The organism is Comamonas sp. B-9, assembly GCF_000410635.1.
Lineage (GTDB): Bacteria > Pseudomonadota > Gammaproteobacteria > Burkholderiales > Burkholderiaceae_C > Comamonas.
Genome location: NZ_APCR01000324.1, coordinates 1 through 22,586 on the forward strand (window position 1 = coordinate 1; position 22,586 = coordinate 22,586).

Annotated in this window: 21 protein-coding genes; 9 read left to right on the forward strand and 12 right to left on the reverse strand. The window is 63.3% G+C overall.

What is annotated here, in order from left to right:
• From H928_RS0103130 to H928_RS0103140, 3 genes are all read left to right on the forward strand, one after another.
• Window positions 1–1,198 (forward strand): thioredoxin family protein (locus H928_RS0103130; protein ID WP_021025202.1); only part of this gene is annotated, 1,198 nt, incomplete at its 5' end.
• A gap of 118 nt (window positions 1,199–1,316) precedes the next feature.
• A complete protein-coding gene (locus H928_RS0103135; protein WP_021025203.1) occupies window positions 1,317–1,694 on the forward strand; it encodes a DUF4440 domain-containing protein in 378 nt (125 codons plus the stop codon).
• A 163-nt stretch (window positions 1,695–1,857) separates the two neighbouring features.
• Complete coding sequence (locus H928_RS0103140; RefSeq protein ID WP_021025204.1) at window positions 1,858–2,484, forward strand: LysE family translocator; 627 nt, start codon at window positions 1,858–1,860, stop codon at window positions 2,482–2,484.
• Between the two features lie 81 nt (window positions 2,485–2,565).
• Here H928_RS0103140 and H928_RS0103145 read toward each other — a convergent pair whose 3' ends face one another.
• Entirely contained in the window at window positions 2,566–3,474 is a 909-nt protein-coding gene (locus H928_RS0103145) for a LysR family transcriptional regulator (protein ID WP_021025205.1), read from the reverse strand.
• Window positions 3,475–3,602: 128 nt separating this feature from the next.
• Between H928_RS0103145 and H928_RS0103150 the strand changes: the two genes are divergently transcribed.
• Together H928_RS0103150 and H928_RS0103155 are read left to right on the forward strand one after the other, a co-directional pair.
• A complete protein-coding gene (locus tag H928_RS0103150) occupies window positions 3,603–4,784 on the forward strand; it encodes a M20 aminoacylase family protein (protein ID WP_021025206.1) in 1,182 nt (393 codons plus the stop codon).
• A 21-nt stretch (window positions 4,785–4,805) separates the two neighbouring features.
• Window positions 4,806–5,813 (forward strand): tripartite tricarboxylate transporter substrate binding protein, encoded by a 1,008-nt coding sequence (locus H928_RS0103155; protein WP_021025207.1) that lies wholly within the window; start codon window positions 4,806–4,808, stop codon window positions 5,811–5,813.
• Between the two features lie 915 nt (window positions 5,814–6,728).
• On the opposite strand, the gene H928_RS29960 is transcribed toward H928_RS0103155, so the two are convergent.
• Window positions 6,729–8,321 (reverse strand): hypothetical protein, encoded by a 1,593-nt coding sequence (locus H928_RS29960; RefSeq protein ID WP_021025208.1) that lies wholly within the window; start codon window positions 8,319–8,321, stop codon window positions 6,729–6,731.
• 418 nt (window positions 8,322–8,739) lie between these two features.
• A complete protein-coding gene (locus tag H928_RS0103165; RefSeq protein WP_027010494.1) occupies window positions 8,740–9,603 on the reverse strand; it encodes a transglutaminase family protein in 864 nt (287 codons plus the stop codon).
• A 297-nt stretch (window positions 9,604–9,900) separates the two neighbouring features.
• Here H928_RS0103165 and H928_RS0103170 point away from each other — a divergent pair, with 297 nt between their 5' ends.
• Window positions 9,901–10,389: a hypothetical protein gene (locus tag H928_RS0103170; protein WP_021025210.1), complete on the forward strand. Its 489-nt coding sequence runs from the start codon at window positions 9,901–9,903 to the stop codon at window positions 10,387–10,389.
• 62 nt (window positions 10,390–10,451) lie between these two features.
• Here the strand turns inward: H928_RS0103170 and H928_RS0103175 are convergent, their stop codons facing one another.
• The 9 genes from H928_RS0103175 to H928_RS0103215 form a co-directional block, all read right to left on the reverse strand.
• The gene (locus H928_RS0103175) at window positions 10,452–10,784 is read right to left on the reverse strand and encodes a DUF3325 family protein (protein WP_021025211.1); all 333 of its coding nucleotides are present in this window, start codon (window positions 10,782–10,784) and stop codon (window positions 10,452–10,454) included.
• On the reverse strand, window positions 10,781–12,505 hold the full coding sequence (locus tag H928_RS0103180; protein ID WP_021025212.1) for a PepSY domain-containing protein: 1,725 nt from the start codon (window positions 12,503–12,505) through the stop codon (window positions 10,781–10,783). Before H928_RS0103180 ends, H928_RS0103175 begins: the two co-directional genes overlap by 4 nt.
• Window positions 12,502–12,828: a DUF3649 domain-containing protein gene (locus H928_RS0103185; RefSeq protein WP_043338446.1), complete on the reverse strand. Its 327-nt coding sequence runs from the start codon at window positions 12,826–12,828 to the stop codon at window positions 12,502–12,504. The genes H928_RS0103180 and H928_RS0103185 overlap by 4 nt, the downstream gene beginning before the upstream one ends.
• Before the next feature lie 263 nt (window positions 12,829–13,091).
• Entirely contained in the window at window positions 13,092–14,315 is a 1,224-nt protein-coding gene (locus tag H928_RS0103190) for an MFS transporter (protein WP_021025214.1), read from the reverse strand.
• Window positions 14,299–14,841: a Chromate resistance protein ChrB gene (locus H928_RS0103195; protein ID WP_027010497.1), complete on the reverse strand. Its 543-nt coding sequence runs from the start codon at window positions 14,839–14,841 to the stop codon at window positions 14,299–14,301. The genes H928_RS0103190 and H928_RS0103195 overlap by 17 nt, the downstream gene beginning before the upstream one ends.
• Before the next feature lie 162 nt (window positions 14,842–15,003).
• The gene (locus H928_RS0103200) at window positions 15,004–15,258 is read right to left on the reverse strand and encodes a hypothetical protein (protein WP_148293016.1); all 255 of its coding nucleotides are present in this window, start codon (window positions 15,256–15,258) and stop codon (window positions 15,004–15,006) included.
• 398 nt (window positions 15,259–15,656) lie between these two features.
• Complete coding sequence (locus tag H928_RS0103205; RefSeq protein ID WP_043338442.1) at window positions 15,657–16,688, reverse strand: NAD(P)-dependent oxidoreductase; 1,032 nt, start codon at window positions 16,686–16,688, stop codon at window positions 15,657–15,659.
• Between the two features lie 158 nt (window positions 16,689–16,846).
• A complete protein-coding gene (locus H928_RS0103210; RefSeq protein WP_021025218.1) occupies window positions 16,847–17,425 on the reverse strand; it encodes a TetR/AcrR family transcriptional regulator in 579 nt (192 codons plus the stop codon).
• A 517-nt stretch (window positions 17,426–17,942) separates the two neighbouring features.
• Window positions 17,943–19,829, reverse strand: a complete 1,887-nt coding sequence (locus H928_RS0103215; protein ID WP_148293017.1) for an Ig-like domain-containing protein — start codon at window positions 19,827–19,829, stop codon at window positions 17,943–17,945.
• A gap of 429 nt (window positions 19,830–20,258) precedes the next feature.
• On the opposite strand from H928_RS0103215, the gene H928_RS25875 reads away from it, so the two are divergent.
• Genes H928_RS25875 through H928_RS0103230 form a run of 3 tightly spaced genes read left to right on the forward strand, consistent with a single transcriptional unit; the run spans window position 20,259 to window position 22,578 of the window.
• Window positions 20,259–20,912 carry a TetR/AcrR family transcriptional regulator gene (locus H928_RS25875; protein ID WP_021025220.1) on the forward strand — a complete coding sequence of 218 codons (654 nt, stop codon included), beginning with the start codon at window positions 20,259–20,261 and terminating at the stop codon, window positions 20,910–20,912.
• Window positions 20,909–21,589, forward strand: a complete 681-nt coding sequence (locus H928_RS0103225; protein WP_021025221.1) for a type 1 glutamine amidotransferase domain-containing protein — start codon at window positions 20,909–20,911, stop codon at window positions 21,587–21,589. Before H928_RS25875 ends, H928_RS0103225 begins: the two co-directional genes overlap by 4 nt.
• A gap of 11 nt (window positions 21,590–21,600) precedes the next feature.
• Window positions 21,601–22,578, forward strand: a complete 978-nt coding sequence (locus H928_RS0103230) for a zinc-binding dehydrogenase (RefSeq protein WP_021025222.1) — start codon at window positions 21,601–21,603, stop codon at window positions 22,576–22,578.
• Window positions 22,579–22,586 lie beyond the last annotated feature (8 nt).

Genomic DNA, 22,586 nt, shown 5'->3' on the forward strand with positions numbered 1-22,586 from the left:
CGGCCGGCGCGCCGCAGGCGCCGCGATGCTGGCCGCCGTGCTGGCCGTGGCCACCGGGCTGGACAGCCGCCTGCTCGCACAATCAGGCGCATTGAACGGCTTGGGCAGCAATGGGCTGGAAAGCAGCCTGCTGCAAGCGGCCATGCCTTCGGCCCAAGCGGCCGAGCGGGCGGGCAGTACCGCAGCACAGCTGGGTGATGGCGCCCCTTACACCAGCTCCCTGCCGGTGGAATCGACCCGCCCCAGCCTGGACGGCGGCACGCAATGGCTGAACGCCGAGCCGCAGTCCATCCCCGCGCTGCGTGGCAAGGTGGTGCTGGTCAATTTCTGGACCTACTCCTGCGTCAACTGCCTGCGCACGCTGCCGTATGTCAAAGCCTGGGCGCAAAAGTATGCCGATCGCGGCCTGGTCGTGGTGGGGGTGCATGCGCCCGAGTTCGCTTTCGAGAAGGACCGCAGCAATGTCGAAAAGGCCTTGCAGCAGCTCAAGATCAGCTACCCCGTCGTGCAGGACAACGGGTTTCGCATCTGGCGCGCCTTTAACAACCAGTACTGGCCGGCCCTCTACCTGGTGGATGCCCAAGGGCGGGTGCGCCACCACCAGTTTGGCGAAGGCGGCTATGCGGCCACCGAGCGTGCGCTCAACGAGCTGCTGCGCGAAGCCCAGGCGCCATCGGCGGCAACGGCACCTGCGTCTACTGCCAACACGGTCCCCGACACCCAGGGCTTGGGCATGGCCGCCGACACCGCCAGCCTGCGCAGCCCGGAGCTCTACCTGGGCTATGACAAAGGCGGCAGCCTGCGCCTGGCAGGCCGCCCCGTCCCCGACAAGGCAGCGGACTACCAGGCCGCGTCGCTGCGCCTCAACACCTGGACCTTGCAGGGCAACTGGACCTTGATGCCCGAATTGGTGCAAGCCAATGAGGCGGGCGGGCGCTTGGCGCTGCGCTTTGAGGCCCGCGATGCCAACCTGGTGCTGGGCGCTGCCGGTGCTGGCCCCTTGCGGTTTAGGATCACCATCGATGGCCAGCCCCCGGGCAGCCACCACGGCAGCGATGTCGATGCCCAGGGCTACGGCCAGGTCGATGCCACGCGGCTCTACCAGCTGGTGCGCCAGCAGGGCCCAGTGAAGCAACGCACAGTGGAGATCGAGTTTCTGGATGCGGGTGCACAGGGCTATGCGTTTACGTTTGGCTAGTGCTGGCCCTCGTGCAAGTGCTCGTGCTGGTGCTGGTGGGTTGGCATGGCGCGCCTGCTAGGATGCCTGTTGCCCCTCGCGGGCAACCAGCACCAACAACACCTACAGGCACGCGCGCATGGACCCCACACTCACCCAGCAGCTTTCACAACGGGAAGCCCTGCTCCACCGCCCGGAGATCCGCAACCAGCCCTGGCGCGTGTCGCAGCTGCTGCACCCGGCCTTTGAAGAGACAGGCCGCTCCGGCCAGCGCTATACCCGAGAGCGGGTACTGGAGGCGCTGCGCAATGAATTGGACGCCGCCGAGATCGTGGCAGACGGCTATGCGGCTACCGAGCTGGCACCCGGCGTGGCGCTGCTCACCTACCGCAGCGCGCAGCGCGATGCGCAGGGCCTGCGCAGCAAGCACACGCTGCGCTCGTCGATCTGGTTGCTGACAGATGGCCATTGGCAGCTGCGCTACCACCAGGGCACACCAGCCCAAGATATTTGGTAGTGGATGGCTGGTCGCGCAGGCAGCGACGCACGACAGACAGCGCCCGGGGGCGATTCGCCGTACCATGGCACAGCGCCAGGGCCCGCTCACCAACATAGTCGCCAGTACCCGGCGCGTGACTCCCGCCCGATCCCCCTTTGCCCCGCCGCCACCAGGAGCCTCCATGCCGATCGAACTGTGGTTTGCCTTTGTCGCAGCATCTGCCGTGCTGCTCATCATTCCGGGACCGACAATTCTCACGGTCATCAGCTATTCGATGGCTCAGGGGCGCCGCGCCAATGTACCGCTGGTCGCAGCAGTGGCGCTGGGCGATTCGACGGCGCTGGTGGTGTCGCTGTTGGGGCTGGGGGCGCTCTTGGCAGCGTCGGCCTGGTGGTTCACCGTCGTCAAATGGGCAGGCGGCCTCTACCTGCTCTACCTGGGCATCAAGCTCTTGCGCGCTGGCATCTCGCCGTCCGAGCTGGCTGCCGCGCCTGCCTCCAGCTCCCGCTGGAAGCTATTTGCCAATACCTACCTGGTCACGGCGCTCAACCCCAAAGGCATTGTGTTCTTCGTGGCATTTCTGCCGCAGTTCATCAGCGCCGAGGCACCGCTTGGGCGCCAGCTCTGGATTCTGGCCCTGACCTTTGTCGTGATGGCCACCCTCAACGCCACGCTCTATGCCGCCTTTGCATCGTCTGCCAGAAAGCTGCTGTCCTCACCCAGGTCGTTGCGCTGGTTCAACATGGCAGGGGGTGGCCTGCTGTCGGCCGCCGGGGTCTGGGCGCTCTTGGCGCGGCGGCCAGGCTAAGGCTCAGAGCCGAGGCTTGCGGCCGGTAGGCCGCCCGCTTGCGCTGCCCCGTTGCACCGCCCGTCCCGTCGCGGCGCCACATCAAGCCGCCGAAAACGCCGCCAGCATATGGCGCAGCAATTGCGACGCCACCGGCGACAGCGGCCGGCCGCTGCGGGTGACCACATGCAGCTGGCTGTGGTTGAGCACCGGGCTGGCCAGCGGCAGCGACACCAGCGTATCCAGCGCCACCCCTTGGAGCGGAATGGAGCGCGGCGTCATGATGTAGCCCAGACCCATCACCGCAAAATCCCACAGCACCTTGAAGGAGTTGGTGGTCAGCATCGGCTGCAGGCGGATGTTCTCCTCCAGCTCGGCGGCCTGGATGTGCTTGCGCACGCCAAAGGATTCCTCCAGCGCCGCGCCCGGGTAAGGCGCCAGATCGGCCAGGCTCAGCGGGCCCTGGTGGCTGGCCAGCGGGTGGCCCTTGCGCACATGCACCCGCACGGGGGCCAACCGGGCATGGTGGGAGCGCAGGCGCGCATCGGCCGGCGGCTGGAACACGATGCCGATATGTGCCCGGTCCTCCAGAATGCACTGCACGGCCTCTTCGGTGCCCGCCACCTTGATGTGGTAGCGCACATCGCCATGGGCTTTGATAAATGGCTGCAGCACCGGCGCCATCACCATATCCAGCGTACCCTCGCCCAGCACCAGGTCCAGATGGCCGGATTGGGCGTTCTTGAGGCTGTTGACCTCGGCGACAAAGGTGTCGTGCAGGTCCTGCTGGCGGCGGGCAAACAGCGCCAGCATGCGCCCGGCATCAGTCACCACCACGCCCCGGCCGCGCCGCTCCAGCAGCACCAGGCCGGTGTCCTGCTCCAGCCGGGCCACCGTGCGGCTGACCATCGACGGGTCGACCGCCAGCACCTCAGCGGCGCCGCGCACCGAGCCGGTTTCCATGATCTGCAGCAGGCACAGCGCCCGCTTGCGGTCCAGCACATCGTCCATCCCCAGGTTCAACATCGCTTGCCTCCGCCCATTGTTGCGATTGTTGCAACGTTTGATTGCCGGCGTTGTCATGGACGCGACGGATGGCAGTTTCGATAATGGTTTGACTTTTTTGTGACGGCCCCACCATGAACGCACCCATCAAACCCTCCTTGCTATCTGCCGTACAGGCTCTTGCGCCTGAGTTTGTCGGCATCCGCCACCAGATCCATGCTTTCCCCGAGCTGGCGTTTGAAGAGCTGCGCACCAGCGACCTGGTGGCCGAGCGCCTGCAGTCCTGGGGCTATGAAGTACACCGGGGCCTGGGCAGCACCGGCGTCGTGGGCCGCCTCAAAAAAGGCCAGGGCAGCCGCAGCATCGGCATTCGCGCCGACATGGATGCGCTGCCGATCCAGGAAAAAACCGGCCTGCCCTACGCCAGCACCCTGAGCGGCAAGATGCATGCCTGCGGCCACGATGGCCACACGGCCATCTTGCTGTGCGCGGCGCGCTACCTGGCCGAATCGGTGGACTACAGCGGCACCCTGAACCTGATTTTTCAGCCAGCGGAAGAGAACGAAGGCGGCGCCTTGCGCATGGTCGATGACGGCCTGTTCGAGCAGTTCCCCTGCGATGAAATCTATGCGCTGCACAACACGCCAGGCCTGCCGGTGGGCCAGATCGGCATGATCACCGGCCCGGCGATGGCCTCGTTTGACCGCGCCACCGTCACCCTGACTGGGCGCTCGGCGCACGGCGCCATGCCCCACCATGGCATCGATGTGATGCAGGCGGCTGCCAGCATCGTGCTGGGCCTGCAGTCGCTGGTCAGCCGCGAGGTCGATGCCCTCAAATCGGCCGTCATCACCGTGGGCTCGATCCAGGCGGGCGCCACCTACAACATCGTGCCCGAGAGCGCGACGATCAAGATCGGCATCCGCGCGCTCAACCCCGAGGTGCGCAACCAGATCGAAACCCGGCTGCGCGACTTTGTCAGCGCCCAGGCGCAGAGCTACCAGCTCAAGGCCGATCTGCTGTACGAGCGCAAGTACCCGGTGCTGGTCAACCATGCCGCGCAAACGGAGCGTGCCCGCGAAGTGGCCGCAAAACTGCTGGGCGCCGACAACGTGGTCACGCGCGGCCCGGTCATGGGCAGCGAGGACTTTGCCTACATGCTGGAGCACCGCCCCGGCGCCTATGTGCGGCTGGGCAATGGCCTGGGGCAGGACGGCGGCTGCATGGTGCACAACCCGCTGTATGACTTCAATGACAAGGCCCTGCCCATCGGCGCGGCCTTCTGGGCCAGCCTGGCACACAGCTATCTGCAATAACCCCCACCTAGCGAGAGCACCATGACCGCAACCCATCGCCGCCAGTTCCTTCAATACGCCAGCCTGCTGGCAGGCGCCCCGTGGCTGGCCACACAACCGGCCTGGGCCGCCGATGGCTACCCCAGCAAGCCCTTGTCGCTGGTGGTGCCCTACCCAGCAGGCGGCGCCAGCGATACCGCCGCCCGCATCTTTGGCGAATCCATTGGCAAGACGCTCAAGCAGCAGGTCGTGGTCGAGAACTACGGCGGCGGCACCGGCCTCATCGGCGCCAACAAGGTCTTGAGCGCGCAGGCCGATGCCTATACGTTCTTCCATGGCTCGATCAACGAGGTGTTTCTGGCGCCCATGCTCAACCCCTCGGCCCGCTACGCACCCAAGGATTTCAGCCTGGTCGCGCCGATCAGCGAAGCGCATATCGTGCTGCTGGCCCGCAATGGCCTGCAGGCCGATTCGCTGGACAAGGTGATTGCGCTGGCCAAGCAAAGCAGCGCCAAGCCGCTCACCTACGCCACCGTGGGCATTGATTCCATCTACCACCTGATGGGCGAGGCCTTGGCAACGCGTGTGGGCGCGCCCTTGCTGCATGTGCCCTACAAGGGCGGTGCCCCCGCCTTGCAAGGTGTCGCCGGTGGCGAGGTGGACCTGGCTATCCTCCCCTACCAGACCAGCTTTGATGCGATGCAGGCCCAGGGCCGGCTCAAGGTGGTCACCAGCTTCTCCAAGGAACTGCCCTCCCCCCTGGCCCATATCCCGCTGATCAGCCAAAGCCAGCAGTTGCCTGACTTTGCCTACACCATCAGCGGCGGCTACTTTGTCAAGCAAGGCTGCCCGGCCGAGCGGGTCAGCCTGTTGCGCAATGCCATTGGCGCGGCACTGCAAAACCCCGAGATTCGCGCCCGCCTGGAGGCCGAAGGCCGCACCGTTGCCCAGCCCACCGACAGCCAGGCTGCTGCCAACCAGGCCTTTGACCAGTACATGCTGCGCGTGGGTGAGCTGATCCGCACGGTGGGCCGCAAGCCGGTGGCCTAAGAACTTGGTCAACGACACAATCTGCCTTTGACGCCAGCCCTCTCGTAAAGAAGGGTTGGCCTGCTTCGCCGGCCCTCATACCCCGTTAAGCCCGCCCCGCCGCACCAACGCGCTTCTTCATGCTGTCAGGCGCTCGGCAAGCTGCGGCTTTTCGCTATCAAAATTAGTACATAATATTGCACGGTCAACAATCAGTTGCGCCCAGTGCATGCTAAACAGCAATGCACCTGGTAACGATTGATACCAACTAGCGGCGCGTACAACCTGCTGATTCGACGCCGCTGTTTGTGGAAAATCGGGCTGCCATACAGGCAACCACTGCAGTATTTATCAATTTGACAGATTGATAGCATTTAGCATTAAATTAGTGAATTTCTGCTTGAAATTCTCTAGCTTTCAAGAAGCTGACATTTGTTGAATTTATGATTATCAGCTAGTCATAGTTTTGACATATGATCTCGATTCCTCTGGAGGGAGGTAGAAGTAGAAGAAAAGGAAAACGACCTTGGAGCCCGCAGTCATGCGGGCTCTTTTTTTTGTCAATTGCTGACGATTGCGCCATGCGTTAGCCCATTGAGCCGCGATAGCCGTCCTAGAATTTGACCATCGCTTTCGCCGAGTTCATGCGTACCCTCCCTCCCTCTCTTGATTTGCATGGACACCCTGTTTTTCAGGATCGGCTTTCTTCTTGAATGCACTGCCGCCCCACTGGGGCGGCATTTTTTTGGGCTACGCAGTTGCCAAGCGCAATGGCGAGTCTTTGTGCTGCATCAACAAAGCAGCATCGCGCAATCTCGCCACCAACAGGTGCTTGCACCTGCCGCAAGCGGGCCGCGGGGAAGCCATGCGGTTTGGCTGGGCTTGCGCAAGCTTGCACTTGCAGTGCAGGCTCGCACCCACAGCGGCCCGTGCAGATCAGCGCTGGCTGCGCCTACGGTGCACCGCCACCAAGCCCAGAGCCACCAACAGACCGCTGATCAGTGATTGGCTCCACAGTGAAAGCGTTGGCACCGGGGTTGCTGCAACAGGAACTGGATCTGGATCGGGCGCTGGCACACCAATGGTCACGCTGGCATTTGCCGTGCTGGAGCCGCCTGTGCCTTGCACTGCAAATACGCTGTCCTGGCTAGCAGTGCCGCTGACTTGGCAGACCACAGACTGCCCCTCAGGAATCACACCGGGAGAGGACCAGGCAGCACCATGGAGGGTGCAGGCGCCGACCTGCACGCCTTCGGGCAAACCGGTCACGGTGCAGGCAGCATCGGCCATCTCCGCCGTGCCGCTGTTCGTGCATTGGAAGCTACCGCTATAGGCGCTGCCTACCGTGCCCGACAGGGGCAGCCCACCCAAGTCGATCGCCACATCCGGAGCGGTGGTGAACAACAAAGTCGCAGTGTTGTTGGCGGTGACCGTCTCGCCATTGGGAGCGGCGTCAACCACGGCCGAGCTCGAAGCCGGTGCAGCGCCAACGGCGCGCTGCAATGCTACGCTATAGCGTGCCTGGCCATTTAGCGCAGCCAATGGGCCTACGGTACACGCAAAGCCATTTTGCGGTGCAGCCAGTGCTGCGCAAGCGCTTGGCAACTGCTGGGCCGAATAGCCCGAAGGTAGTGTCACCGTCACTGTCGTATTCGCGGTGCTGGCCGTCGCACCCAGGTTCTTCACGTCCAGGGTATAGGCTTGCGGCACAGCGCCCAGCGCCGCTGGGCCGTCAAAGCTGACGGCCAAATCGACATCCGGCACCGCCTGCTTGCAAGCACCATCCTCATCCAACGCCGCCTTCGCAAACGCATCAATGATCCGATTTGCGCGTGCCTGGTTAGCACCGCTGTCTGTACCAAATGGTGATGCATCGGCCGTGAGGAAAGTGCAGCTGCCACCGTTCATCGCGGTCTTCGGCGCGAAAAAGCCGTAAGCCGAGGTACGTGCAGCGGCCACCGGAATGCTGGCCCCCTGAGGTAGATACAGCGCATTGGCTGTTGGAACGTTCTGAATCGTGCGATAGGCGGAGCCCTGGAGCGGGTTCAAGCCGTTAAAGCTTGCCTGGTAGGGCGACGCTGTGTTGAGCGGCGAGGCAATGGCGCCGCCAGTCTGCGTAGAAGCAATGCTGATACCCCAGTTAGTCGCGTCATTCAGAATGGACGCAATCGGGGCAAGATTGCGATCCGCTTGGCAACAGCCATCCGCAAATATCACAAAAGCCGTGTCTGGACGGGTGGTGATTGCGGTCTTGAGCACATCGATCTGGTTGAGATTCAGCGGCTCAAATACCGTCGTCACCACAACCAGTTTCTTGCCGTCAAATATCGCCGGATCCAGCGGGGTAGCCCTGGATAGCCAACCACGGCCATCTACCCAGCCAGTGCCAGCCGGGCCAAAGCGGTTGGTCAATCCACCGGCGGTGAACGTCAAAATGCCGTAGTTATCGGGAGTGGCGTTATCAGGTGTGAGGTAGAGCACATCCTGCGCCAAAACGGTGCCTGGCAGCACAGCAACAAACGCCAGCATGGCAGCGGCAATAGCGCGCCTCGCCGCACCACATCGCTTAAACAACTCTTCAAATAGATGCATACATTTTCCAATGGGTAAGATTCGCGCAAGAATTGTCACAGCAATAACAATTCACTTACCCTTGGAAACCTAAAATCAGACTTTTCAGCGCCGGAATGTTGCTAAATTTATACAAATCAACGCATGCATTTCAAACAACCGCTGCCCTTTAAGGAGTAGAAGCAGAAAATTAGGCGTGCCTAGCAAAAAAACACGCAAAATTCAGTACGAATTTTCTGTTTCTCCTCTACAAAGAAATGAAAATGTCAATTGGCACTCACTTACATTGACAACCCGCTTTGGTAGCGAGCCAGATTCAATGGCTCCTTTCATTTGCCAAATGAGCTAGTCGTTACCTCCATGCATGGACAACAGCTCAGACCAGCGCCGTCGACAGCCCCTGCCGGGTGTGCACTGGCAGCTGCCACTGCCCGCCATCGTGCTCAGCCACCACCTCGATGCGCGGCGCCTCGCTGGTCACGCCACCAAAGATGGTCGCAAATGCTGCATCGGCGGCATCCCGGCCGGTCGCGAGCCGCATCATGCCCATGGGAATGGCGGTGCCCGAAGGGTCAAACAGGTACCAGCGCCCGCCCAGGTAAACCTCCACATAGGCATGGAAATCCGGTGGTCCCAGGGCGGGGTCGGCGCCATAGTCAGTGCCTGTCACAAAGCGGGCCGGCAGGTTGATGGCGCGGCACATGGCGATCATCAGGTGCGCAAAATCGCGGCAAACGCCGACGCACTCGACCAAGGTATCGACAGCCGAGGTGGTGCCGCTGCTGCTGTTGGAGCGGAACTTCACATGCTGCTGCACCCAGTCGCACACGGCCTGGGCACGCGCATAACCGGGGGCCTGTTGCCCAAACAAATCGTAGGCATAGGCGGCAAGCCGGTCGGACTGGCAGTAGCGGCTGGGGTAGATATAGCGCAGCGCTTCCAGCGGCAACTGGTAGAGCGGCACCTCGGCAATGCTCTCGGGGTCGTCGCAGTAGTGGCGCATCTCGACGGTGGCCTGGTAGTTGAGCTGGAGCGGGCCGGTTTGCGCTTGCAGCCGCAGGCTGCGCTGGCCATCGGCATCTTGCTGCAACTGCCAGGTGGCACCGGCCTGGTTGACGCTCAGGTGCTCCTGCACCACCGACTGCTGCGGGGTGAAGGCGGGGTGGAAGTTGAAGAAAAAGTCGGCGCTGGGGGTCAGCACCGTATAGGCAAGCTCCAAAGAGAACTGCAGTCGAATCATGGCGTGGGCTTCTGGGCCATCGTTGAGGAAGATTCCTGGCTGGTGGCAGACCCAGCCCGCATCCATTGGCAAACGGCTGCGCTGCAACCAGTGTGCGGCCAGATGCAGACGCCGTCTGTCAGGCAAACGCCCTGCTCCCTTGTGGTCCCCCACTACCTGGCTGCAAGGCGGGGGTGACAGACCTGCACAGGCCCGTCGTACCAGCGCTGCTGCGCTTGTCCTACGGCCCGGGCGCGGTCAGCGCCGCACCATGGAGGCACCAGGACCCAAGTCCTCCACCGAACCCAGGAGCACAGCATGACCCATCCCCATGACCCCAAACTCAACCCCGATCCGATCACCGATGAGCCCGGCGCCCACCCCATTGGCACGGGCATTGGCGCCGCTGGTGGCGCGCTGACCGGCGCGGCCGCAGGCTCGGTCGCAGGGCCCGTCGGCACCGCCGTGGGCGGTGTCGTTGGCGCCGTGATTGGCGGCCTTGCCGGCAAGGGCGCTGCCGAAGCCGTCAACCCCACCGCTGAAGATGCCTACTGGTCGGACGCCTACCAGCGCGAGCCCTACTTTGCCGACGGCTATACCTATGACGACTACGCGCCCGCCTACCGCGCCGGTTACCAGTCGGTGCGCGATGGCCTGGTCGATTGGGACGATGCGCGCAGCGACTGGGAACGCCGCTGGCAGGCAGAGCGTGCGCAAAGCCGCCTGGGCTGGCCAGAGGCTGAGCCCGCCGTAAAGGCCGCTTGGGAACGCGCCAACCGCGCTTACAAGCAGACCAACCAGGGCTAAAACAGACTGCCTTTGAGACAATAACGCCGCGTCAGGTCATTGCCTGGCGCGGCGTTCTGCGTTCAGTAGGCGAGGGCCGCTGCCAGCAGCCCCGAGGCAGCGGCAGCCAGGGCCAAGCGACGCGCGCGCTCGGGCGCATAGGTCAGCACCAGGCCCCAGGCCATCGCCGCCAACGTCAACAGGCCCAGCCAAGCAGCGATGCCGACCGAGGCGTTCCAGCGCTGCAAGCAGGCCAGCAGCGATAGCAAAAGCAAGGCGCTGCCGCCCGCTTGCCAGCCATGGCGCTTTGTGGTGGCGAGCGCGGCGGTAGCCAGTTGTTCCTCATGGCGGTCCATGGCGGCCGCCAGCGCCGCAAAACCGGCAAAGGCCCACAGCAGACTTGCGATAGCGATCATCGTTGCTGCTCCATCGCGCTGGCTACAGCTGCATGCGGCGCCAGCAAACCGGCATCAGCGGCTGCAGGCTTGGCAGCGGCTGCGGGTTTGCGCGCAGCGGGCGTCGCAGTTTGCCTGCTGCGTGCCAGCCACCACACGACCCAGCCATGCAAGGCCGCCAACGCCAGCATCATCAAATCAAAACCGGCAATGCTCCACTGCGCATCAGCGATGCTTTGGGGCAGCCATGCACCGCCGCTCAGGCCATTGAGCAGCGGCAACAAGGCCAGCAGCACGGTGGCCAGCAGCATCTGCTCGCGCCAGGCCTGGCGGTGCGGGCGCAGCATGGGGTGCAGCAGGCACAGCGCCCACACCGTAAAGAAGCCGCGAATCTCCCAATCGCTGCGGCCAACCAGATCGGCAGGCAATAAGCGGTTGAACCAGAAGAACGAGGCCGTGGCGACCGACAGGCCAGCGATCGCGCCCACATTGAGCACTTCCACCAGGCGGTGGCCATGGGGCGTGCGGCCGAGCTTGCGCCGCTCGGGCAGGCGCTTGACGACCCAGAGCACCATGCCGGTCGCCGCCATGGTGGTGCCGACGACGCCACTCAAGAACAGCAGCCAGCGCACCAGCGGCTCGGCAAAGCGGCCCAGGTGCAGGCTCGATACCACATTGCTGGTCGCACGTGGCCAGGAGATGGCTGCGGCCTCGGGCGCCTGGCGCGGCTCGCCACTCACGCCGTCAAACAGCAAGCTCGATGCCGCACCCCGGTTGACCAGGCTGGAGCCCCCACCCTCGCGCAGTTCCACAGTCGCGCGGGCGGTGCCCGGTGCGTTGACGGTGATGCTGCCCACGCCATGCGCTGGCCACTGCCGCAAGGCTGCCTCCACCATCGGGCCCACAGGTGCCATCGCGACGGGCGTGTTGGCATCGGCACTGGCCTCGCGGCTGGCGCGGCCACCTTCTCGCGGGCCATTACCGTTGTTGCCATTGGCTGCGCCGGGCTGCGCCTGGCGGTTGCCCCGCAGCTCGGAGAAATAGGCATTGCTGTCGCCGCTGTAGGCGGTCTGTACGCCCCAGGGCATCAGCATGTTCATCAGCAGCACCAGGCCGCTGAAGGTGATCACCAGGTGAAAAGGCAGCGCCAGCACGGCCGTTGCATTGTGCGCATCGAGCCAGGAACGCTGGCCCTTGCGCGGGCGGAAGGTGAAGAAGTCACTGAAGATCTTCTTGTGCGTGATGACGCCGCTGATGATCGCCACCAGCATCAGCATCGTCGCAAAGCCCACAATCCAGCGGCCCCAGATGCGCGGCATCGCATAGAGCTCGAAATGGAAACGGTACAAGAAGCTGCCGCCCCGCGTCTCGCGCGGCTGCAGCTGCTCGCCGGTGCCGGCATCCAGGGTCGTGCGCTGGGTCCCAGCCCGGCCAGCCGCAGCACCGGGCTCGCGCCAGGAGACCTCGATGGCCGTCTGGCGCTCATTGGGCAGAGACAAGGTCCAGGTGCTGGCCTTGGGCGCAATGGCCTGCATGGCATCCAGCCCGCGCTGGGCGGTGCCCGCATCGGGTACCGACTGGTGAAGTTCGGGCCGCATCCAGTCGGTGATCTCGCTGCGGAAAAAGCTCAAGGTGCCGGTAAAGAACACCGCATACAGCAGCCAGCCCAGCAGCAGCCCGCTCCAGGTATGCAGCCAGGCCATCGACTGGCGCAGACCCTCGGGTTTGCCATCGACCCTCATGCCGCAGCTCCCGGAGCCAGCACCCAGGCGATCAGCGCCAGGGCCCCCGCCGGCAGCGCAATGCCCAGCCAGGCGCGCAGTGCCGTTGCGCAGCCAAAGGCCCACATCGCCGCGATCGCGTAGACCACAAAGGCCAGCATCGTGGCCGCCATCGTTGCATCCACCCGGGCCATGCCCAACTCTTGAAAGCCCGCGGCCCCCGCTGCGGCAGAAGCCGCTGCCAAGGCATAACCGCCGCCGATGGCGGCGATGGCCCGCGACGCGACACGCGTGCGGTAGCCCAGCAGGCTGGGTGCTGGTGGGGGGTTGGGGACTGTTTGCATCTTGACCATCCTGTGAGCAGGGCCCGCCACTGCGGCATGGCCCGGGGCGCCAGAGCATGCCTGTCATACCGCAGGCCTGCCAGCGCCGCGCGGTATTTTAAATGAGAATGAGTCTTGATAAATATTTGAACACCGATAATGCTGCGGCCCAGCGCCATGAGAGCCGCAATGGAGGAGCCAGCGCAATGCCTACGCTGCAAACGGCCCCGTCAAAAACGGCCCCGAAGGGCCGTTTGAAACCAACGCGGGGCCAGCCGGGCGGCTCAACCCCGCCGGCGCTGCAGCAGCACCCCCAGCGCCGCCAGCAGCGCAAAGCCCGCGCCGCAGACAAAGGTGCCCTGGTAGCCAATGGCGTCCCAGAGCAGCCCGGCAATCACGCTGGCCAGCAGCAAGGCCACACCGGTGAGCAAATGGAAAATGCCAAACGCCGTGCCACGCAGCTCGGCCGACGCGCTGTCGGCAATCATCGCGTTGAACAGGCCCTGGCTAAAACCCATGTGCAGGCCCCACAGCGCCACGCCCAGCCCCAGGCCCAGCACACCTGGCACAAAGGCCAGCACCAGATCGGCGGCCACCAGCAAGCCCAGGCCGGCGAGCAGCACATCCTGCCGGGGGCGGCGGTCCGACAGCACCCCGGCCGGATAGGCCGACAGCGCGTAGGCCAGGCCCATGACGACCAGCACCGCAGGCGCCCACATCGGAGGCAGGCCAGCCGACTGCGCGCGCAGAATTAAAAACGCCTCGCTGAACCGCGCCAAGGTGAACACCAGGCCCAGGCCCACGACCATCCAGTAAGCCCGGGGCAAACGCTGCAGTTCGCTCTTGCGCAAGGGCAGCTGGCGCGGCTGTTTGGCGACAGGAGATGCGGGCTCTTTCACAAAAAACACCAGCACCGCCACTGCCGCAAACGCGGGCAGCACTGCGAGCCAGAACACCAGCTGGTAGTTATCCGCCGTCCACCACATCAGGCCGATGGCCAGCAAGGGGCCGGTAAAGGCACCGATGGTGTCCAGGGTCTGGCGCAGGCCGTAGGCGGTGCCGCGCAAATGCGGCGGGGTCACATCGGCCACCAGCGCATCACGGGGCGCGCCGCGAATGCCTTTGCCCACCCGGTCGACAAAGCGCGCGCCCACCAGCCATTCCAGGCCGCCCGCCAGCGGAAACACCGGCTTGGTCAGCGCGCCCAGGCCATAGCCCAGCACGGCCAGCAGCTTGCGCTTGCCAAAACGGTCGCTGATCGCGCCGGAGAACACCTTGACGATGGAAGCCGTGGCCTCGGCAATGCCCTCGATCAGGCCCACCGCCAGCACCGAGGTGCCCAGTACTGCCACCATGTAGATCGGCAAGAGCGCATGCACCATCTCGGACGAGATATCCATCAGCATCGAGACAAAGCCCAGCGCCCAGACGCTGCGCGGCACTGCGCGTGCGCCGCGCTGCAACGCGCTGTCGCCTGCGGGTTGTTGGGGTTCAACGGTTTTCTTCATGCGCGTCGTACACCCGTTGGGCGTAGGCCTCCAGCAAGGATTCGCAGTGCTGCAGGCGCTCGGCCGCCGTCACTGCCAGTGGCGCGTCGTAGAAGTCCAGCTTGCGGATCTTCTCGTACCAGGCCTGCAGTTTTTTCAGGTCGGTCTCTTCTTCATCCAGCTCGGCATAAGTGAACTTCTCGATCGCGATCTCCTTGGCGATCTCGGCCTCGAAATCCTGGCAGCGGCCCAGCAGTTCGCGGTACTGGTCGTCGCGGTCGGCCTTGAAGCGGGTGATGACCTTGTCCTCCTGCAGCCGGTCGAGCGCAATGGTCTCCAGCAGCACGCAGTCCCCATCCATCGCGGCAATGTCGTTCTCCAGCACCTTGAGCCGGCGCACATGGTCATCGGTCTTGGGCAACAAACACACACCGTTTTGCAGGTATATGGCCCCGAGAGCCTTGAGGCGCCGCCACAGCGCCATGCGTTTGGCCGTGGGCTCGGCCGGGACTTTATAGGTCAGCAGCAACCATTTAACAGCATCCATTGCTCATCCGTTTTTGTGACGACCGTTTCATTTTAAAGTTAACGAACAACTTTCAACAGCTGTATCAGATGAATTTTTTATGACCCTGAACCCAGACCTGCCCTCGCTACGGGCGTAAAAAAAGCCCCGCAGGCGGGGCTGGCTGGGCGCAGCAAGGGGGCGCTAGGTATCGGATTCGGGTGCCAGATGGCAGGGCCCGACCGAGAGGCAATCGTCTTCAAAAGAGGCTACCGCCTCGTCCAAGGCCTGCGTAATACGCTCGGCCACCTCGTCACTGGCGACCAGTTCACTGTCGGCATCAAAAATGGCTGCCGCATCGGTAATGCCTGCCAGATAAGCCATCTTGAACAGCTTGATCTGGTCGGGGGTGACCACGGTGATTTGCAATTCCGACAAAGACTTTGCACGGGATCTCATACGGCCTCCTCTTCGGGCGCATCGCAATGAAAAATCAGGTCTGCAACACACAACCCTCCGACCGGTCGCGTGTTGTCATCCTGCGGCTGTCACAAACATAGCATAGGAGTACCGGCTTGTTTCATATGCAGCACCCAAGAACAGTCACTTGCGGCAATGGCTGACAACAGACCCGCCCTCCCCAGCCAAACATGGAGCACCTGCCATAGAGACTTTCCCGATGTCCAGCCTCTGCTCCCAGCGACGCTGGCCATGCCGGCCCGCTTGTTGCCCAAGAAGGCGGCGCCGGGCCCAAGCACAATTGGCGGGCACCCGCTCCCGATGCAGGCCAGGCTTTCGGCAGGTGTCGGCAATTGCTGGCACTGCAGAGCGCCAAGCGGTAGCGGTTCGGGCTCCAGCTAAGCGGCCTCGCTGGCGTTTCCATCCTTGCGCTGCGCTTGGGCTTTGCGCAGCTGCCGCAGCTCCTCCAAACCATCAGCCCGGCTTACCACTGGGGCATAACCCAGGCTGTTGGGGGCCTTGTCGATATTCAGACTGACCTCGACGGCCGAGGTGGCCAGCGCCTGCCGCGTCACCGGTGGCTGCCAACGCCCGCCCAACCACGGCGCAATACCTTCGCAGACCGAGGCCAACCTATACACCAACCACCGAGGCACCGACTTGCCGGACGCGCACCGCCCTTGGGTGGCCAGGAGGTCGCTGATGAATGTCCGAAATTCGACCACATCCGCATCAGCAATGAAATAGCACTGCCCGGCCTCGCCCGCCAGCAAGGCCCGCTCTATGCCATGCACCAGGTTCCCAATGTGGGTGGTCGAGGTACGGTACCGCCCCGTACCAACCCAGGCAAACTTGCCGGCGTCGACCGCTTGCAGCAACTGCGGCAGGGCTGTCGTGTCATCCCGCCCCCAGACAAAGCGCGGGCGCAGCACACAAACATGCAAGCCCTGCTGCGCTGCGGCCAAGGCGATCTGTTCCGCCTCTATCTTGCTGGCCGAATAGCCTCCGGCTGGCCGCAGAGGATAGGGATGGCTTTCGTCGGCATGGACCAGCGCCCGGCCATCGAGCAACACCGACTCCGTGCTGATGTGCACCACACGCGCGACCTGTGCCTGGGCTGCTGCAGCCAGCACCCGGCGAGTCCCTTCGACATTGACGAGATGCTGGCCCCGGCTCGCCAGGCCATGCTGGGTGTCCGCCGCTGCATGCACCAGCGCATCGCAGCCTTGCATGGCCAGTGGCAGTTGCGCAGAAAACAGGTCTGCCTCGACAGGCTTGGCACCCAGCGCATGCAAGCATTGACCCGCCTGGGCACTGCGCGCCAACGCGTGTACCTCAACGCCTTGCGCTACAAAATGCCGCACGACATTGCGGCCCACATAGCCGCTGCCACCGGTGATAAAAAGCCTGCGCAGGCGCGGTTCAGACATGGCGTGCGAAGCTGTCAAAGGAAGTGAAGAATCAAACATGGGCTGGCAATGAGCAATGAAAAGGGGGCGGCCACAGGCTGCGCATGCAGCCCGTCGGGCTCGTCGAGAAGGGAGCGCCGGCGCGACCCGCGCTAGCGACGCCAGGAGACCTATGGGAGTTAGTCCGCCGCAGCTACCGGTGCGGCTGCAGAAGCAGCGCCCAACAGCGCTTCGATGTCCGCAAGCAGGCGCTGTCTGTCAGCGGCAGCGAAGGAGTGGAAGTCCAGGCTTTCCAGAAGCTTCAAGCCCTCGAGCGCCAAATAGGCCACCAGGGCCGCGCGCGGCTGGGCGGCGTCGGCCTGCAGGGCCGCGATGACCATGGCCTGGTTGGCCTGCATCAGCGCGCGCAGCTCCCCATCCTGCGCCAGGGCCGCGCACAGATTCAAGGCCACGGCGCGCTGAGGTGGCGGAAGCGGATGGGCCGCTGCCGCAATGCGCCCCCGCACCGTCTGAGCGTCGCCACCATTGAACTGCCGGGCGGCGGCCTGGTTGAATGCGTTATCACGCTCCAGGGCCCTGTGGACCAGGGCCTTGATCAGACCCTGTTTGGTCTTGTGGTCGTAGGTGACGCTGGCCTTGCTGACACCCGCCTGGGCCGCAACCCCATCGAGCGTAAGCTTGGCCGCACCGTCTCGCGCGATGACCGCTTCGGCGGCATCCAGCAGTTGATCTTGGTCGATGACTCTTGAGCGTCCCATGGCAGCAATATTTATTTCCGACCGGATGGATATTAATTATACAGACGCAAGCTGTCAAGCCATCATCTGCTGCCTGCGACAGTGCAAAGGCTTTTCATTGCCTGCATCAGCCTGCCGAAATGCGGATTGGCACAAGCCAAGGAGCAAGGTTGCCGCCCAGCCAGGGCGGTCGCCTGCATGGCCCTTGCCCAATCGAAGGGATGCGGATCTGGAGGTGACACAAGGCGGTATTTACAGCCGAGCTGTCGCTATGGCCAAGGAAAACAACGCAGCCGATCGCCTGACAGCGCGCTCAGACCACGGCAGGGAGTTTGGCAGAGGATCCCTGACATGGGTAAGGCAAAGCAGCCACCAGAGTGATCCGGCCTAACCCCGGCCAAGCCAAGCCAGGCCAGGCCAAGGCAGGCCGGGACAGCCTACTGGCAGAGACGTCGCCAGTGCCCGCTTGCACTGCCAGGCACCGCAGCGGCAGTCGGCTGCGCCATCAAAAGCCCCCTACCCGTCACCGCTGCAGCGATCAACGCAAGCGATAGCGACGCGCTGCCAGACCGACCAAGCCCATCGATACCAGCCACAGCACCCAAGGGCTATCGACCGGCACCGCCTGTACAGGACCAGCACCCGACGGTGTTTGCACGGGACTCACCACCACCGTGACCATCGCCGTCTGGCACACCGGCTGCGGATACGGGCCTTGCAGGCTGCAGATCTGGTATGTGAAGGTATCCGTTCCCGAGAATCCCGATGCGGGCGTGTAGCTGGCGGAGCCATCGGCGTTGTAGGCCACCGCACCATGCGCTGGCGCAGACACGCCTGTCGCCATCCCCCCCAGTGGCGCGCTGGTTGTGTCGCTGGAGGCATCATTGTCCAAAATGCGGATCGTCACGGGGGTATTGATCGCGGTGCTGGCTGAATCCGCCGTGGCAGTCACGCCCAATACCCTCACGGTCACGACTGCGGGCTTGCACTCAGAAGGTGCCGCCTCCAGACAGACCTGGTAGTCGAAGCTATCGGTGCCAGAAAAACCGGCATCGGGCGTGTAGACCATGTTGCCCGAGCCATCGATGCTCACGCTGCCATGGGATGGCTGCTGGCTGATGGATGGCACACCGATGCTCTGCGCCGCCGGCACCGTGGTGTCATTGGCGCGAACGTCGATACTGACAGGCTGCCCCTGTGTGGTGTAGGCCAGATCATTCACTGCACTCAACTCCGTCGGCCCGCTGACCGTCACGGTCGCTGTTGCTTTCGCGCAGTTATCAGGCTTGCTGATCTGGCAGTACTGGTAGTCCAAGGAATAGGTTCCCGGCGGAGTTGCGGGGCTCAGGCTCACGCTGCCGGTATTGGTATCCAGGACCATGGGAAAGCCCGCAGGGGACGTATTGGTCCCCGGCAGTTCCGCCATTGTCACCACGGATCCAAGCGTCGGCACCACCTGCCCATGCAAACCACCTGGATTCATATCATCGTTGACCAGCACATTGCTGATGGCAATCCCTCCGGCCGCATCCATCGTGCCGGAGTCCTCCTGCGCAGCCAGCGGGGCTCGGCAGGCTGATGGAGCCAGCAAAAACGCCTGCAGGTTCTTGATGACCTGCATGTTCGCATCGGTTTGGTTCGCTCCCCCTAGATTGCCGCCATCACCAAAATAAGTGATGCGTCCGGCATTGCCGTTCATATCTGCTTCGCCAAAGGCAGCCACACTGATCGGTGCCGCAGGATCGCTCAACGACATTTGGTAAGCCAGCCGATTCTGCGCAGGAATCGGGCCCAGCAACACACCGCCGTTATCAAACATGACCGAAGCACCTAGCGAAAACGGAAAGGCATCGATATTCCCAATAGCCGCGCTGTTCACTGTCCAGGCACCACCATAAACCGAATTAGGCCCGGTTGCTATACTTCCACCGCCAGAGCCAGAGGCCACTCTGGCATTCATGACATCTACAGCCCATTCATTATAAAAATTATTGCCATAATCTTGGGTAAAGTGCACCCGGCCACCCCCGCCCAGGTAGGCGACCAATGCAGCGGCGTCCGCAACAGAAGGAATACCCGCCGAAGAATAGGTTGCGTTATACCAATGCAGCCAGATGGCATCATACTGCGGCAAATTGGCGCTGGGGCCAGACAAGAAATTTGAAATAGCGGACGGCGAATTGGTGGGCACCACATTCACGCCATTGAGAATCAACGACTGCGCTGCAGGGTAGGTATCCAGACCATTGAACAATACCCGGCAAGCGGCAGCCTCTGCTTTACCCATGCCAGCCACGGCAACCAGCAAGAGTGCAGCAGCACCTGTAAATTTTGTCGCATTATTTTTGTACATCATCGTGGGCAAAGCCGTGTATTGATAATAAATAGCCCCACCAAGAGCATTCACGACATCTTGCCCATACATCAAAAATCACACAGGCCACCAGCAAGCAGACATCACCATCCGCCAGGAATAGGGTGATAGGAATATATCCACTCTTCAATCATTATCAAAAAATAGCCTCTTGATTCAGAAGAATGTCATTCCCGGCATGGAAAATTCAGTGGTAAAAAATAGCAGGAAGTCGCGTCCATCCATCTTAGCGGTGACAACTATAAAAATATTAATTAAAAAATCCAAAGGAAGATTTGTTAACAATTGTTTACATTACTATCCATTTGAAACATCAGGCAGATTTGTAGCGGTTTCTGCAGGATTCGGCTCAGACCAGCGTACGGTTGGGGCGCCGCAATTCGGGCGGATCACCAACGGTGAGCGCCCTAGGTTCAGGAACACAGGAACCAACACCCCGCCTTGTAGACGACCGGTCTATTTTTTACTACAATCGAGCCCATGACCTTGACCCCGAAAGCGCAAGCCACCCGCCAGCACATCCTCGACACCGGGCACCAGCTCGTGTTGCGCAAAGGTTTTGCGGCTGTGGGTCTGCAGGAAATTCTCAAGTCCTGCAACGTGCCCAAGGGCTCGTTCTACCACTACTTCCCGTCGAAAGAGGCCTTTGGCTGCGCGTTGCTGCAGCAGTATGTCGATGGCTATGGCCGCAAGGTGGATAGCCTGCTGGCAGCGGACGGCACCGGCAATGAACGCCTGATGCGCTACTGGGACGCCTGGATTGCGGCGCCCGGTGATGCGCACTGCGGCTGGGCCGAAGAATGCCTGGTGGTCAAGCTCGCGGCCGAGGTTGCTGACCTGTCCGAAGAAATGCGCCAGGTGCTCGATGGCGGCGTGCAGCGGCTGCTGGCCAGGATCGCTGCCGTCATTGACGAGGCGCGTGGCGATGGCTCGCTGCCCGCAGGCCCGCCGTCGCTCGTGGTCGCGCGCGTGCTCTACCAGATGTGGCTGGGCGCGGCGCTGCTGGCCAAGCTGAGCCAGGACCGATCGTCTCTGCTGCAAGCGCGGGCGGCCACGGTGCACCTGCTGACCTGCAGCGCATCGGCACCCTCCTCACCCCAACCCCTCCACCCATCCCTCAAGGAGTCCCCATGAAAGTTCTATTGGTACTGACCTCGCACGACCGTCTTGGCGACACAGGCCGCAAGACCGGTTTCTGGCTGGAAGAATTTGCCGCGCCCTACTATGCCTTCCAGGACGCAGGCGCCGACATCACACTCGCATCCCCGCTGGGCGGCCAGCCGCCGCTGGACCCCAAGAGCGATGAGCCCGATGCCCAGACCGCCGCAACCGAGCGCTTCCGCAAGGACCCGCAGGCACAGGCCGCGTTGGCAGCGACCACGCCACTGGCCCAGATCCAGGCCGATGACTTTGATGCCGTCTTCTATCCCGGTGGCCATGGCCCGCTGTGGGATCTCGCCAATGACGCCAAATCGATTGCACTGCTGGAGGCCTTTGAGCGCGCAGGCAAGCCGCTGGGCCTGGTCTGCCATGCGCCGGGCGCCCTCATCCATGTCAAGGCCGCCGATGGCCAGCCACTGGTGGCAGGCCGCCGCGTGACGGGGTTTACGAACAGCGAAGAAAACGCAGTTGGCCTCACCGCCGTGGTGCCCTTTTTGATTGAAGATGAATTCAGCCGCTTGGGCGCTGACTACCAGAAGGGCCCGGATTGGCAGGTGCATGTCGAGGTCGACGGGTGCCTGGTCACCGGCCAGAACCCCGCCAGCAGCGAAGCGGTGGCCCAGGCCCTGCTGTCCATGCTCCCAAAATAAGGACAGTCACCATGCGCAGTGCCATTCACACCAGCTTCGGCGAGCCCGCCGAGGTCCTGAGCCTGGGCGAGCAGCCCATGCCCCAGCCGGCGGCTGGCGAGGTTCGTATCAAGACCTTGCTCACCCCCATCCACAACCATGACCTCTGGACCATCCGGGGCCGCTACGGCTACAAGCCCGAGCTGCCCGCCATTGGCGGCAGCGAGGCCGTGGGCCTGGTCGATGCGCTCGGCGCTGGCGTCGAAGGCGTCACGCTGGGGCAGCGCGTCGCGGTGGCCGGCGTCCACGGCACCTGGGCCGAGCACTTTCTGGCGCCCGCGCGCCTGCTGGTGCCTGTGCCCGAGGCCATCCCCGATGAAGTGGCCGCCCAGCTCATCGCGATGCCGCTCAGCGCCTTGATGCTGCTGGAGTTTTTGAACGTGCAAGCCGGGCAATGGATTGCGCAGAACACGGCCAATGGCGCCGTCGGCAAGACCCTGGCCATGCTGGCCAGTGCGCGGGGTGTGCAGGTGCTCAACCTGGTGCGCCGCGATGCGGGTGTCGAGGAGCTCAGCGACCTGGGCATTGCCAATGTCCTGTCCACCGCGCAAGCGGACTGGAAGCAAAGCGCCAGCGCACTGCTTGGCCCCCAAGGTGCTTACGCCGCCGTCGATTCCATTGGCGGCGCATCCAGCGCAGCGCTATTGGCCTTGCTGGGCGAAGGCGGCACCCTGGTGTCGTTTGGCACCATGGCCGGCGAACCGATGCAGATTGACTCGGGCGCGATGATCTTCAAACAGGCCACCGTCAAAGGCTTTTGGGGCAGCAAGGTGAGCGAGGCCCTGTCCGCCCAGGACAAACGCCGCCTGATCACTGAGCTGATCCAACGCATTGTGGGTGGTGCGCTGAAGCTGCCGACCGAGGCCATCTATGACCTGGGCGACGCCGCCCAAGCGGCCGCAGCCAGCCTGCAGCCGGGCCGCAAAGGCAAGGTGCTGCTCAGGCCTTGACGGGGGTC

Bases quoted from the DNA above. Each gene is read 5' to 3' on its own strand.
- H928_RS0103205 (WP_043338442.1), bottom strand. From the start codon at position 16,688: ATGTCTGAACCGCGCCTGCGCAGGCTTTTTATCACCGGTGGCAGCGGC.
- H928_RS0103140 (WP_021025204.1), top strand. From the start codon at position 1,858: ATGCCGATCGAACTGTGGTTTGCCTTTGTCGCAGCATCTGCCGTGCTG.
- H928_RS25875 (WP_021025220.1), top strand. From the start codon at position 20,259: ATGACCTTGACCCCGAAAGCGCAAGCCACCCGCCAGCACATCCTCGAC.
- H928_RS0103185 (WP_043338446.1), bottom strand. From the start codon at position 12,828: ATGCAAACAGTCCCCAACCCCCCACCAGCACCCAGCCTGCTGGGCTAC.
- H928_RS0103150 (WP_021025206.1), top strand. From the start codon at position 3,603: ATGAACGCACCCATCAAACCCTCCTTGCTATCTGCCGTACAGGCTCTT.
- H928_RS0103210 (WP_021025218.1), bottom strand. From the start codon at position 17,425: ATGGGACGCTCAAGAGTCATCGACCAAGATCAACTGCTGGATGCCGCC.
- H928_RS0103190 (WP_021025214.1), bottom strand. From the start codon at position 14,315: ATGAAGAAAACCGTTGAACCCCAACAACCCGCAGGCGACAGCGCGTTG.
- H928_RS0103145 (WP_021025205.1), bottom strand. From the start codon at position 3,474: ATGGACGATGTGCTGGACCGCAAGCGGGCGCTGTGCCTGCTGCAGATC.
- H928_RS0103135 (WP_021025203.1), top strand. From the start codon at position 1,317: ATGGACCCCACACTCACCCAGCAGCTTTCACAACGGGAAGCCCTGCTC.
- H928_RS0103230 (WP_021025222.1), top strand. From the start codon at position 21,601: ATGCGCAGTGCCATTCACACCAGCTTCGGCGAGCCCGCCGAGGTCCTG.
- H928_RS0103200 (WP_148293016.1), bottom strand. From the start codon at position 15,258: ATGAGATCCCGTGCAAAGTCTTTGTCGGAATTGCAAATCACCGTGGTC.
- H928_RS0103175 (WP_021025211.1), bottom strand. From the start codon at position 10,784: ATGATCGCTATCGCAAGTCTGCTGTGGGCCTTTGCCGGTTTTGCGGCG.
- H928_RS0103170 (WP_021025210.1), top strand. From the start codon at position 9,901: ATGACCCATCCCCATGACCCCAAACTCAACCCCGATCCGATCACCGAT.
- H928_RS0103195 (WP_027010497.1), bottom strand. From the start codon at position 14,841: ATGGATGCTGTTAAATGGTTGCTGCTGACCTATAAAGTCCCGGCCGAG.
- H928_RS0103155 (WP_021025207.1), top strand. From the start codon at position 4,806: ATGACCGCAACCCATCGCCGCCAGTTCCTTCAATACGCCAGCCTGCTG.
- H928_RS0103180 (WP_021025212.1), bottom strand. From the start codon at position 12,505: ATGAGGGTCGATGGCAAACCCGAGGGTCTGCGCCAGTCGATGGCCTGG.
- H928_RS0103215 (WP_148293017.1), bottom strand. From the start codon at position 19,829: ATGTATGGGCAAGATGTCGTGAATGCTCTTGGTGGGGCTATTTATTAT.
- H928_RS0103165 (WP_027010494.1), bottom strand. From the start codon at position 9,603: ATGATTCGACTGCAGTTCTCTTTGGAGCTTGCCTATACGGTGCTGACC.
- H928_RS0103225 (WP_021025221.1), top strand. From the start codon at position 20,909: ATGAAAGTTCTATTGGTACTGACCTCGCACGACCGTCTTGGCGACACA.
- H928_RS29960 (WP_021025208.1), bottom strand. From the start codon at position 8,321: ATGCTGGCGTTTGTTGCTGTGCTGCCAGGCACCGTTTTGGCGCAGGAT.